The following is a 14,611-nucleotide window of genomic DNA, read 5'->3' as shown; positions in this document are numbered from 1 at the left end:
ATGAGTTAATACATGGGAAAGAGTGTATGGAGAAGTATTGAGTACTTCTTTACCGGTAATTACACGGCAGATGATGGTAATAATGACATCAATGCCTTTGGCTTTGGCGGCGTCATCCGTGCCTATGGCGGTGACGACACCATCAAGATCGGCTCCATTGGCGCCACCGTCTATACCGGCACGGGCAATGACAGCGTGTACGGCGGCGCCGCCTACCTCAAGGTGGTCGATGAGTCCGGCAACCTGACCGTCAAGGGGGCGGCGGGCTACGCGGACATCAGCAAGTCCGAATCGGGCAATATCCACTTTGCCGGTGCCAGCGGTGGCACCAACATAGATCACCAGGGGCGCGAGGGCGACATCCGCTATCAGGGGGCGGCCCTTGCCAACTTCCTGACCCGCAAGGGGATCAGTGGCAACGTCAGCTTCGAGGGGGCCGGTGGTTACAACAAGCTCTGGCACCAGACCGACAGGGGCGACCTGACCTTCAGCGGTGCCGGGGCGGCCAACAAGCTGGACCGCACCTGGCACAGCCAGTATCAGGGGTCGCAGGGCAACATCAGCTTCCATGGCGCCGGTGCAGCCAACATCATCAGCTCCCAGGTGGAGTCCGGCAACGTCACCCTGAACGGCGCCGGTGCCTACAACAAGGTGTTCCGCAAGGGGCGCGAGGGGGACGTCACCTTCAACGGCGCCGGCGGCTGGAACGAGATCTCCCGTCTGCGCAACGAACAGGATGAGTACCTGCAGACCCGCGGCGACATCCGTTTCAACGGGGCCGGCGGCTACAACCGGCTGCTGTCGGACGTGGCCGAGGGCAACATCCACTTCAAGGGGGCGGGGGGTTACAATCATCTCTCCCGCAAGGGGTCTGGCAGCGACAGCTCGCCCTTCGCCAGCGCCCGTGCCGACGAGATAGCGCTGACCACGGCCACCATGGGCGGCAGCTGGATCAACCAGTCCCAGGCGGTCACGGCCATCAAGTCGACCCTGCAACCCAATACCTACCTGTTTGCCTTCTTCGATGGCATGTACACCAAGATAAACCGGGTCGAACTCTCCAACGAGGGCGAGCAGGGCCCCCTGCGCTATCTCTCCACCTCCTGGTACAAGGAGGGCGATCACCTCGCCAGCCTGGCCAGCAGCCAGATCAATGAACAGCAAGGATTTACCTCGACCCGGACCGACGGCGCTTATCGCCTGACGGACCTGGTGTTTGAACGGCGTCAGCGCATCACATTGCAGGCGGTGGAAGCGGATCTGACCGAAAACAGCTGGATCAACTACGGCGGTGGCGTGAGCGTGGCCGCCGCCGATGTCACCCTCTCCACGGCCAACATGAGTGGTCATGCCATCTATCAAGATGGTACCAAGGTCGCGGTCAGCGCGGTGAAATCCCGGGCGCAGGCCAACACTTATGTGTTTGCCAAGCTGCTTGGCCCCTACACCAAGATAGTGGTGGTAGAGCTGGCCAACGACAGGGAAACCGGTGCGCTCAAATACCTGTCCAGGGCCTGGTACAAGGAGGGCGATCACATCGCCGGCCTGGCCGGTCAGATCATCTCGGAGCAGACGGGTTTCAGTGCCATGGGCACGGGGGGCTACTCACTGAGCGAGGTGCACTACCAGCTCGATACCGTCACGGCCGTGTCGGATCGACTGCCGGCCACCCGGGAGTTTGACTCCCAGCCGTTGCTTCCCCGTCAGCAAGGCGGTGGCAAGAGCAAGGGCGATATCTTCTTCGACGGCGCCGGTGGCGGCAACGTCATCGAGTCCGACGTGACCGAGGGCAACATCCACTTCAACGGCGCCGGGGCGGCCAACGTGCTGATCAAGCGCGGTCAGCGCGGCGATCTGGTGTTCCGTGGTGCCGGCCTGGCCAACGTGCTGGTGCATCAGGGCGCGCAGGGGAAGATGGATGTCTATGCCGTCGGTGCGGCCAACGTGCTGGTACGCAGCGGGGACGGGGAGTATCTGGCCCGCCTGCTGGCCTATGGCAACATCTCGGTGCAGCAGGGCCGTGGCGACAGCCAGGTGGTCATGCTGGGCGGTTACAACACCCACACCCAGATAGGTGACGGTCGTGGCCTCTGGCTGGCAGGCGGTGGCTTCAACCTGCTGACCCAGGCCGGCAATGGCCGGCTCGATGCGCTGTCGGTGGGCGGTGCCAACGTGCTGACCAAGCTGGGTGCCGGCCAGCTGACCGCCGGCCTGCTGGGGGGGGCCAACGTGCTCACCCACATCAGTCAGGGGGACGAGGCTGCCGATACCCGCGCCGTGCTGCTGGGGGGCGCCAACGTGCTCACCAAGAAGGGCAACGGCAAGGTGCAGGCCATACTGGGGGGCGGCGTGAATGTGCTGACCCAGATTGGCCGGGGTGATACCCAGGCGCTGCTGCTGGGGGCGGCCAACGTGCTGACCCGGGTCGGTGACGGCGATCTCTCGGCCGTGATGCTGGGGGCGGGCAACGTGCTGACCCATGTCGGCGATGGCGCCACCCTGGGGGTCATGGGGGCCGCCGGCAACCTGTTCACCAAGGTGGGCGACGGCACGGCCATTGCCGCCATGATAGGCGCGGGCAACCTGTTTACCCAGATAGGCCAGGGCGATGCCTGGGCCCTGATGGGCGGAGTGGCCAACGTCTTCACCAAGGTCGGCGATGGCAATGCGCTGGCGCTGATGGTGGCCAAGGCCAACGTCTTCACCCATGTTGGTGACGGCCTGACCGTGGCCCTGATGCTGGCCCAGGGCAACCTGGCGACCAAGGTGGGCAACGGCATGACGTTGGCTGCCATGGTGGGCAATGCCAACGTCTTCACCCACGTCGGTGCTGGCGAAACCTTCGCGGCCATGCTGGGGCAGGCGAACTTGATGACCAAAGTGGGCGATGGCCTGACCGCCGCGCTGATGATCGGCAAGGCCAACGTCTACAGCCACATAGGCAACGGCACCAGCCTGGGGCTGTTCGCCGGCGAGCTGAACGTGATGACCAAGGTGGGCGATGGCACCACACTGGCGGCCCTGTTTGGCAAGGCCAACATAGTGACCCATGTGGGCAGCGGTCTGACCGGGGTACTGGCGCTGGGCAAGGCCAACATCATCACCAAGGTGGGGGATGACTTCCTCGGCGTTCTCGCCAAGGCCGATGCCAACGTGTTGACCCACGTGGGCAATGGCACCACGGCCGCCGTGCTGTGGGGCAAGGGCAACCTGCTGACCAAGATAGGTGACGGCACGACCGTGGGTCTGCTCATCTCCGAGGTGGGCAACGTCATGACCCATGTCGGCGCCGGCAGCACCATAGGCCTGGCCAAGGGCCGCGCCAACCTGATCACCAAGGTGGGTGACGGCCTGGTGGTGCAGGGAGCCTGGGGCGACGTCAACTTGCTGACCCAGGTCGGCAACGGCGATCGCTACAGCTTCGCCAAGGGCCGTGCCAACGTGCTGACCAAGGTCGGCGATGGCCGCGAGCTGGCGGTGCTGCAAGGGGAGGCCAACCTGGTCACCCAGGTGGGCGACGGCGACAGTTACACAGGTGCCTGGGGCCGCGCCAACATCATCACCAAGGTGGGGGATGGCCGTCAGGTCGTGCTGGCCAAGGGGGATGCGAACATAGTCACCCAGGTGGGGGATGGCGAGAGCTATCAGGCCCTGCTCGGCAAGGCCAACGTCGTCACCCGGGTGGGGGACGGCATCCAGGTCACCCTCGCCAAGGGGGAGGTCAACCAGACCACCACTGTGGGGGATGGCCTGAGCGTCACCGCCGCCTACGGCAAGTTCAACAACAACATCAAGGTTGGCGACGGTACCTCCATCAACCTGGCCTGGGGTGATTACAACCTCAACACCAAGGTGGGGGACGGGCTCAACGTTGCCGTCATGAAGGGCAAGGGCAATGCCAATGTCCAGATCGGCGACGGGCTCGACGTGACGGCGGCCTATGCCCGCCACAACGTGGCCATCAAGATAGGCAATGGCGACTTCTACAGCCTGGCCATCGCCAGCAGCAACACCAGCAGCAACAAGCTCGGCACCCTGTTTGACAACATCAAGCAGACCCTGTTCGGTGCGGCAGGCAACCAGGCCATCAACTACTTGGTACAGGGCGATGAAGAGGGCCCGGTCAAGGCGCCACAAGCTGCCAGTCTGGGGGATGTACAGACCCTGAGCGGCTTCGGTCTGGACGAGATTGGCGAGGTGAAATCCTCGCTGGCGAGCGGCCTGACCGGCCAGGTGAGCCAGACCGGCGAGCGCGACGAGCAAGCCATGGACAAGGCGTTGCAGCTCGATGAGCAAGGCCTGGCCAGGGGCGGCGAAAACCTCATCGTCAACGGTGATTTCGAACGGGGCGCCCACGGCTGGCAGCATGCCGGTGACGGGATCGAGGCAGACTTTTCTGCCGCCACCTACGGGCTGGCTGACGAAGGTCATGGCCAGTGTGTCAGTGAACTCTCCACCGACAGAAACACCCAGATTTCCCAGGATCTTGCCGGCCTCCAGGCAGGCGAGACTGTCACTCTGAACTTCGATTTTGCCCGTCGGGCCAACATCTCGCAGCAGCACGGCATCGAGGTGCTGTGGAACGGCGAGCGCGTCTTTGCCAGCGAGGGCGACGCCGCCAGCTGGCAGACCAAACGGCTGACCCTGACCGCTCGCGCGGGGAGCAATACCCTGGCGTTCCGGGGCACGGGGGAGAGCAACGGCCTTGGTTATCTGCTCGACAACGTGGTCGCCACGGCGGCTGGCAAGGCCGAGATAGGCCAGGTCAGCGCGCAACTGGCGCAAGATGGCAACGCCGCCCAGGCCCAAGCCGATCGGGCCAGTGCCGATGCCGACAAACAGCGACTGGAGCAGGAGAAGGCGCAGCAGCTGGCCGCCATCTCGGGCGCTCAGGCCCAGCTGGAAGCCACCGACGAGGGCAAGCTGGCCGAGAATGGTCAGGATCAGCGCGGCGTCATCGAGGCGGAAGCGCGCGACATGACGGCTCAGCTCGACACCCTGGCCCGCCAGTTTGAACAACTCAAGCAGCCCGAAGCGGCTACCATCCCGTCCGGCCAGCACTGGCGCAATGGTTTTGCCGACCGCTTGTTGACCGATACACAGGAAGATCTGGAAGAGGCCAGCGGCACGGCAGGCGAGGCGATTACGGATGCCAAAACCCGCCGCGAGCAGCAGAGCCAGCAGGTCGATGCCGCCCTGACCCAGTCCAAATCTGGTCAGCAGCGCAACGAACAGTTGCAGGGCGAAGCCCTGGCGCAGGGGCAGAGCCGGACCGAGCAGGCCGAGCAGCGCCGTCTCGATGCCCTGACCCGCGAGGCCGATGCCCGGCAGCGGCAGCAAGAGGGCGAGTCGAGTGCCAGCCAGGCCCAGGCCGCAGGCGAGCAGGCCAGTAGCCAGGCCAGCCAGCAGGCAACACAGGCCAGACAGAATGCGGCGAGCCTGAAACAAAGCGGTGACAAGCCGAGCCGTCAGGACGCGCATGACGGCCAGAGCCCGGTTGCGGTACCCCGGCTGCCGCAGGCTGGTGAGCTGGATGTGCCGGATGCCGCAGGTCTGTCGACCTATGCTGCGGCTGGCGCCCAGCCATCGGCCATCGATGCCGCCAATGGCTTGAGTGAACAGGAGCAGTCCGCCCTCGATGGCGCCCTGGCTGCGGTCAATCGCCTGCAGATCAATGCCGGGAGCCGTGTTCATGGCACGCCCGCCATCACCCTGCCCGGTATGGTCGGTGAGCGCGAGTCGGGCGCCGCTGTGCCGGCGAGCCATGCGTCTTCGCGCCGCAGCGCCGAGCTGGGTCTGTCCGGTGTCTCCCTGGCCGGGCTGGGGAGCCCGGTGCGAGGCCCGGCCGTCGCCGTCCCCGAGACCGCCGGTTTTGCCTTCCAGCTGCTCAGGCGCGAAGACAATGGCTTCATTGACTCCACTCGCCGCCAGCTGGGCAAGCTCTCGACCGACTTGCCAAGCGAGCGGCTCAAGGCGGTACGCGAGGCCGTGGTTCGGGTGCAGCAACAGCCATCGGAGGCGAATCTGGGGCTGCTGGAGCAAAGCCTGTCCCAGTGGCAGGCTCGCGACCCCAAAGAGTTTGCCCAGCGTGGTGAACAGGTGAAGGCGCTGCGCTTCGAGGCCGCCTCCTTGCTGAGCCACACCTTCGCCTTCAGGGCCAAGGCTGCCGGTGTGCATGGTCTGGCCCTGCCGCCTGAACAGACAGCCCGCTTCGAACATCAGCTGGTGTTCGACGGCATAGGCCGGATCACGGGAGTGGTGGGTGAGTTGAGTGCCTCCGACATAGCCAGGGTGACCGAGCTCGGCATTCGTCCGCTCACCGACACCAACTCCAACGCCGAGCGGCAGGCGCCCCGTACCGAGCATGATAGTCTGATCGCGTTTGCCCATCAGCTGGGTCAGTTCGACACGCCGCAAACCCGCCAGCTGGCCGCAGCGGTCAAGGCACTCTGGCTCTCTGGCGAGGTGAATGGGCCTCGTACCATCGCCCTGTTTGAGACTGCCAGCAAGACGCTGGGGGATCAGCCGCAGCTGCAGGTGCTGGCGCAAGCCTTGCTTGCCGATGCGCACAAGAGCAAGGCGACCGGCCAGTACATAGACAACCTGTTTGGCCGTCGTTTCGACTCCGAGATTGCCCATGCGCTGGTGACCTCACCGTCGCAGGCGGCGATCGATACCTCGGCGCAACTGGGTGCCAGCCTGGTGAAGGAGTTTGGCGACTGGATCCAGACACTGCAGCTGGACGAGGCCACCCAGAGCCAGCGCATCGACAAGAAGATGGCGGCATTCGCCGAGGCCATCAAAAAGGACACCCGTCCCTGGTTCAGCCGGGTGCCCAGCCTGACCGATTTCCTGGCCGAGCCGAATCTGGCCAACTTCAAGCAGATGATGACCCGGGTCGACAACGGCTTCGATGTCATCAAAGTGCCCTTCCTTGCGGTGAAGATGGCCACCCATCCCGAGCTCGGCATGGACACGGCCGACTGGAAGAGAGAGGGGGATCGCTTCTATGGCAGCGTCATTACCAAGGCGCGCTCGACCAGCACCGAGATCGCCTCTGCCAAGGACGGTCTGCTGCAAGTCGACTTGCCGGGTCGCACCACCAGCGACTACGGCACGGGTCTGCACTATCAGCCCGGCGGCGACAAGTACGACGACTTCCTGAGCGGGCGCAGCGTGGCCGATGGCCGCATACTGACGCCGGGCAAGGAGACCACCTTCGAGCGCAACGCGCTGGACAAGGGCTTGCCCGTGGTGACCGGGGCCTCCGGCTCCACCAACATCATGGTGCACCTGAACAACTATCTGGCGGCGAAAGACCCTGCTTACTCCCCGAGTCAGGCCTACCTCAACACCCTTGCCTTCCTGGTATTCGATGGCGGCCACTCGGTGAACGAGAGTCTGGCGGTCTATCAGGCGTTGCAGGCGAGCGGGGATGCGCGCAAGCAGGTGCTGGAGAGCTACACCGCCAACTACCGGGATCTGGTGGATCTGGCGGGTGATGCCGGCAAGGCGGCGGTGCAGGATGCCCTCGATCGTGCCTTCGGCCGCACCCTCGATTTTTATCAGCAACACGCCCACTCGGCGCAGCTGGCTGAGCTGGCCGCACTCGGGTCGCCGCGCAAGGTCAGTGCCCCTGTCGAGGTGGTTGAACCCGCCTCATCCGGCAAGCCCGTCTCCATGGAGAACGACGGCTCGGCACCGCTGGACAGGCAGCCGCTCAACCCCCTGACCCGTTTCCTCAACGACAACCTCTATGGCACCCGTGATGAGCGGCGCCAGGTGGGCGATATCACCCGGCAGTTGCTCGACCATGCAGTGAGCAAAGGGGAGGCTGCACAAGTGACCTTGCAAGGGGACGCCGGCCGCCTGTCCGGATACCTGCACAAGGGGACCGAGCGGCAAGGGACGCAGGAGGATGGCAAGCCCGAGGTGGTGCTGTTCCTGCATGGCTCAGGCTCTTCTGCCGAGGAGCAGGCCGATGCCGTTCGCAATCATTACCAGAAGCAGGGCATCGACATGCTGGCGGTCAACCTGCGTGGCTACGGTGCCAGCGATGGCGGCCCCAGCGAACAGGGGGTCTATCAGGATGCCCGCACCATGTTCCGCTATCTGGTGGAAGAGCGCGGTGTGGCACCCGGCAAGATCCTGATCCACGGCTACTCCATGGGCGGCCCCATCGCCGCCGATCTGGCCCGTTATGCCGCCGAGCAGGGCAAGCCGGTGGGCGCCCTCTTGCTCGATCGTCCCATGCCCAGCATGAGCAAGGCGATCACTGCCCATGAGCTGCCCAATCCGGGCGGTCTGGTCGGGGCGATCGCCAAGGCGGTCAACGGCCGTTTCTCGGTAGAGAAAAACCTCGACGGCCTGCCCAAGAACACGCCAATTATGCTGCTGACCGACAACGAAGGGCTCGGCAGCGAGGGTGAAAAGCTGCGGGCCAAGCTGGCCGTGGCCGGGTATCAGGTCAGCGGTGAGCAGACCTTCTATGGCCATCTGGCCAGCAACCGCTTGATGGGCCAATATGCCGAGCAGATAGTCGGCGATCTGTTCAACCGCAGTCAGTCAGAGGCGGGGGCCGAGGCGCCGCTCAAGGGCATCGAGGGCATCAAGCGCGATCTCAAGCGCTATCAGGAGGCGCTCGCCCCACAGGTGGGCAGCAACGGCGTGGCCAAGGACATACGTACCACCAAGGCATTCCTCGCCGGGTATCAGCAGGGGCTGGCTGGCAAGGTGGTTGACGGCTTCCAGCCCGACATGAGCATGACCCAGCTGGTTGATCTGTTCACCCAGCCGACCCTGACGCCACAGCAGCAGGGGGCACTCGCCTGGGAGATCGAGAACCGGGCGCTCAAGAGCACCATCAAACCCAAGGTTGAACAGTTCAACCGCCTGTTCCGTGACGTGGCCTCGCAAGGGGGCGCAGATCCGCTGGCAAGGGAACACCTGGCACCCCAGTTGCTGTTGCTGAATCTGGCGGATGACGGTTTTGGTGGCCGCTGCGATCCCCTCTCCAAGCTGGTGCTGGTCGCCAAGCAGCTGGAGAGCGAGGGGCAGCCGGATCTGGCGCGGCGCATGATGGAGAAGCTCTACTCAGCGGCCGCCGTCATCAACAATCCTGATCGCTACTCGGCCGCCGAGCTGGACAACGCCCGCAAGCTGGTGGGCAGTCTGGCCGAGATCCACAACAACACGCCGGCGTCCTACAACTACGACAGCCTGCGCAGCATCAAGTACGACATCGTCAAGGAGAAGTGGGAAGGCAAGAGCGCCATCTCGCTCGATAGCGTGCTCGGCAAGCTGACCGCCAAGGGGAATGCCGCCCCCGTGCTGCTGGAGCTGGACGCGCCGGGCCACGCCATGGCGGCCTGGTCCAAGCAGGGGGAGTCGGGCCGAGTCTACGGTTTCTACGATCCCAATGTGGGCATAGTCGAGTTCTCCTCCGCCGAGAAATTCAGTCGTTACATGACCCGCTTCTTTGGCAAGGAGGGGCTCGACATGGCGAACGGCTACCACCTGACGCCGGGAGCGGATGGCAAGCCGCTGTTCTTCCGGGTGACCGAGATGAACGGGGACGCGCTTGCCCGCTTCAAGCCGTCCAAGGATCTTGCCAACAAGGTCACGCTGCAGGAGATCCTGCAGTTGCCGGTGTTTGATGAGAGCCCGATGACGGGGCTGCCGGGCAAAGTGGTGACGCAGGAGCGGGCAACCAGCCTGTTTGCCGACGCCTACAGCCCGGATGAGCTGAAAAAAGCCGCCCAGGTATTTGCCAAGCCCATTGGCGAGTCTTATCAGGGGATCCTGGATCAGCTCGCCGTGCTGCACGGCGCCACCGGGCAGGCGCAGGTGGAGGCCGCATTGCGGCTGAACAAGCTGATCGACGACTACCAGACCAGGCACGAAGGCTCCGGCAGAAACCCGGCGCTGAGCAAGCTGCAGAGCCAGCTCAACGGCGGGCTCTATCGCGGTGAGCTGGCGTCGCTGCAAACCGATGTCGCGACACTGGCCAAGAGTCGCCCCGATCTGGCAGCCCTCGTCATCGGCAAGGCTGCCGAGGAGGCGAATGGCAAGCATCCGGGTCTCACCCAGATGTTGCTGCGCTGGGTGGCACAAGATCCCTATCTGGCGGCCAAGGGGGGATACCAGGGGCAAGCGCCTGCGGATCTGCCGTTTGATGCCAGCTTCCATGTCGCGCTCGGCGAGCAGTATGGCGAGCTGAAGACGTGGCTGGCAGATGCCCAGTCGAAGGGGCTGCTGAGCAAGGCCGTGCTGGACGAGACCGGCAAGGTGCTGCACCTGGGCTACTCCTATCAGGAGTTGCAGGATATGACGGGGGATCAGTCTGCCCAGATGACTGTCTACTTCATCAAGGAGGCAGCCAAGCAGGCGGCGCCCGGCTCCGAGCTCTCTGCCGAGATGATCATGCTGGACAAGTTTGCCGACCGCCGCTATCTCGGCGAGCTGGAGTCACGCCGCATCGAGCAGGTTGAGAATATCTATCACAGCAGCAAGCAGACAGACATAGCGGCCTGGGATGCCCGCTATGCCGGGAATGCCCTGCGGGATCTGAACGATCAGGTGGCGCAGGAGAGTACGCTGACGGGACAGCTGTCACGCCTGCTGGAGAACCGCAACGGCCTGCTGATCGGGGAAACCCATGGCAGCGACGTGAATGGTCTGCGCTTCGTCAACGAGCAGATGGATGCCCTCAAGGCGCAGGGGGTGACCGTCATCGGTCTGGAGCACCTGCGCGGCGAGCTGGCGCAGCCGCTGATCGACCGCTATCTGGCGGGGGGAGACATGTCTCCCGAGCTGGCAACCATGCTGAAAACCAAGCATCTGGATCCCTCCCTGTTCGAGCGAGCGCGTGAGAAAGGGCTGCGGATTGTGGCGCTGGACGACGGCAGCACGGCAAGACCCGCGATTGCCGGGACTGAGCACGGCCTCATGTATCGCGCCGGGGCGGCCAACAACGTCGCCGTCGACGTGCTGGACAAGTTGCCGGCTGGCGAGAAGTTCGTCGCCATCTACGGCAGCGCGCACCTGGCCTCCCACAAGGGGATCGAAGGCTTTGTGCCGGGCATTACCCACCGTCTGGGGCTGCCCGCCCTGAAGGTGGATGCGGACAACCGCTTCCGCCTGCAGGAGGATGACGCCAGCCAGCGGGTCGAGTACGGCGATGTCGCCAGGAAATGGACACCAGTGGCGGGCCTGGACGGTGCGGATCAGCCGGTACGCAACCAGCAGGTTACCCAGTGGCAGCAGCCTGAGGTGACACCGGGCCGCCAGGGGGGCGAGACCCGCTTCGATGGCCAGATCATCATCCAGACCGAAGATGATCCGGTTGCCGCCAAAGCGGCGGCCAGTCTGGCGGGCAAGCACCCCGACCGCAGCCTGGTGGTGCAGCTGGATGCGGATGGAAACTATCGGGTGGTGTATGGCGATCCTGCTCAGCTGGCTGGCAATATTCGCTGGCAGGTGGTGGGTCACGGTCGTGACGGTGATGAGCAGAACAACAGCCGACTCAGTGGCTACAGTGCCGATGAGCTGGCCGGGCGTCTGCACCGGTTCGGCGAGCGCCTGCAAGAGGCGGGTGTGGCGAGCAAGCCGAGCTACGTCAGCCTGGTGGGTTGCTCCCTGGTGAGCGACGACCAGCAGACAGGGTTTGCGAGCCGCTTCATCAAGGCATTGAAAAACGAGGGGATCAACGCCCAGGTATCGGCCCGCAGCAGCGAGGTGGCGGTCGATCTGGCTGGTCGCAAGCACACCCGTGGTGAAGATGATGTCTGGGCCCGCAAGGTGGCCGGCAACAAGGTGGTGCTGACCCTCAACGAAGCCGGCGAGCCTGTGGCGCACACCGAGCTGGTGCGCGGCGGTGTGGCCGAAGGGGATATCGATCTGGCCAACGTGGGCCGGGGTGACGGCGAGAGTCACGCCCGCGGCGCCATCGCCGACAACGACGAGACCTTCGTCGCCCCCGAAAAACAGCGTCAGTCCGAGCCTGCCGCCGGAGAGGCCGACAATGCGGTCAGCTACTCCGGCAACATTCAGGTCAACGTGGGGGATGGCGAGTTCACCGCCATCAACTGGGGTACCAGCAACCTGGGTGTCAAAGTGGGTACGGGGGGCATGAAGTCGCTGGCCTTCGGCGACAACAACGTCATGGTGCACATCGGGGATGGCGACAGCAAACACAGCCTCGACATCGCTGGTTACCAGGCGTTGGAGGGGGCCCAGCTGTTCGTGGGCCAACGCAACGTCAGCTTCAACCAGGGGCGCAGCAACGATCTCATCGTGATGCTGGAGAAATCCATCCCCACGCCGCCCATGGTCAACCCCTTTGGTGGGGCGGCCCGTATCGCCGGTGCCCTGCAGCAGATAGCCGGTGACGGCTCTCAGCCGAACTGGGTTGCCAGCCAGTGGGAGCAGTGGACCCTGGCCGGGGCCGACAAGTTCGTGGCGGACATGGCCGGGCTGGATCAGACCAGCAGCGTCAAGTACGGCTCGCTCACGGCTCTGGACAGCGACCATGAGCGCAGCAGTCGCGGCCTCAAGAGCGATCTGGAAGCAACCCTCAACAAGGCGTTCAACCAGCACGTCTTGGGCGGCGGCCAGGGTGAAAAGGGGCCTCTGAGCCGGGCGGACAAGCTGCGCCAGGCCAACGAGAAGCTGGCGTTCAACTTCGCGGTTGCCGGGCAGGGGGCCGACATCCAGGTCACCACGGGCAACTGGAACTTTGTGTTTGGTGATAACATCCAGGCGATGCTGGACACCAACCTGGGTTCCCTGTTCGGGATCCTGACCCAGGAGTTCACGTCGACCGGGCAGGCCAAGACCACCTTTACCTTCACTCCGACTGATCTGCCGCGCCAGCTGCAAAACCGGCTGCTGGGACGACTGGCCGGGGTCGGTGCCGACACCACGCTGGCAGATATCTTCGGCGTGGATTACAACGCCCGGGGTCAGCTGGTGGCGCGCGATGGCGCGGCCATCGATGCGCCTGCGCTGTTGCAGGAGATGCTGGGGGTCATCGCCGAATTTGGTGGCGATCAGCTCAAGAGCCTGACCGATCCTGCCAAGTGGCTCGACAGCCTCAAGGCCGGGCTGGATCTGGGCACAGATGCCCTCGGCGATTTTGCCCGCACCCACGGCTTGCAGGAGGCGGCCCCCGAAGAGGCCAAACCCGGTGAGGTGTCGGTGCAGCAGGGGGAAGGCTCTGCCAAGGCCGCTACCCAGCCGGCCGCCTCACAGGAGAAGGCGTTCGGTTTCAACGCCCTGAGCCTGCCCAACCTGTTTGCGGCCCTGTTCAACGGCGACAAGCAGGCGGAGCTCAAGGCGCTGGCCAGCAACCTCAAGCAGAACCTGACGGCCGATCTGCTCAACATGAAGGAGCAGACCTTCGACTTCCTGCGCAACAGTGGTCACCTGCAGGGGGATGGCGACATGCACGTCTCCCTTGGCAACTACAACTTCAACTGGGGGGGAGACGGCAAGGATCTGGGGGCCTACCTCGGCGACAACAACAACTTCTGGGGGGGGCGCGGTGACGATGTCTTCTATGCCACCGGTACCTCCAACATCTTCACCGGCGGTGCCGGTCAGGACACTGGCATCATGATGGGACGGGAGAACATGATGTTTGGCGGGCAGGGTGACGATGTCGCTGTGCTGGCCGGCCGTGTCAACCGGGCCTTCATGGGCGAGGGCAACGATCAGGCCTTCATCTTCGGGGAAGAGGGGATAGTGGAAGGGGGCGCAGGCCAGGATTATCTGGTCACCTCCGGCAACTACAACCAGATCGATGCCGGTGCGGATCAGGACTTTGCGGTGACCATAGGCCATCACAACCAGATCCGGCTGGGGGAGGGGGATGACGTTGCCATTGTGTTCGGCAACCACAACCGCCTGCTGGCGGAGCATGGCAACAATCAGGTCAAGCTGATGGGTTATCACGCCAGTATCCGGGGCGGTGACGGCCGGGATCGGCTGATCGCCGACCGGGTCGCCAAGTTCAGCCAGCTTGATGGCGGGGACGGCGATGATCTGCTGGTGCTGGGGGGTTATCAGAACCGCTTCAGTGGCGGCACTGGCGTCGACAGCTTCGTGTTCAGTGGCGCCGTGATAGAGAACCTGGTGCAGGACATCGGCAAGGAGGACTTCATCGTCTTCAACGACGTCAGCTGGCGGGATCTCTGGTTTAAGCGCAGCGGCTACGACTTGCAATTGCTGGTCAACCGTCACACCGACGGGGCGAGCGAGCAGGGCAAGTTCGAGCAGCTGGGCAGCGCCACCTTCAGCAACTACTTCGCCGACAACCGGGCCCAGCTGGTCATAGGTCTTGGCGAGCAGCAGGCAGAGGGCGAGCGCGCCTACACGGCGCTCTCTCACCATGCGGTCGACAGCCTGATCCAGGCCATGAGCAGCTTCGCCCCCGAAGCGGGCGACATGGGACTGATCAATCGCCTCGACAGTCAGGCCAACAGCCTGGTGCAGTCTGCCTGGGGGGATGTGATACAGGGTCGGGCGCACGTCGCCTGAGCGACCTGAAGCCAACCCAATGACATGCAAAACCTGCTCTTCGGAGCAGGTTTTTTTATGGAAAAACGGTGGG

1 protein-coding gene is annotated in these 14,611 nt (G+C 64.2%); it reads left to right on the top strand.

Going from position 1 to position 14,611, the window contains the following annotated elements; translation table 11 throughout:
• Positions 1-12: 12 nt before the first annotated feature.
• A complete protein-coding gene (gene rtxA, locus ACM3N8_RS05055; protein ID WP_416015533.1) occupies positions 13-14,538 on the top strand; it encodes an MARTX multifunctional-autoprocessing repeats-in-toxin holotoxin RtxA in 14,526 nt (4,841 codons plus the stop codon).
• Positions 14,539-14,611: the final 73 nt, after the last annotated feature.

This window comes from Aeromonas sp. A04 (assembly GCF_047780465.1).
Taxonomy (GTDB): Bacteria; Pseudomonadota; Gammaproteobacteria; order Enterobacterales; family Aeromonadaceae; genus Aeromonas; species Aeromonas bestiarum.
This window is presented reverse-complemented; position numbering and strand designations above follow the sequence as displayed.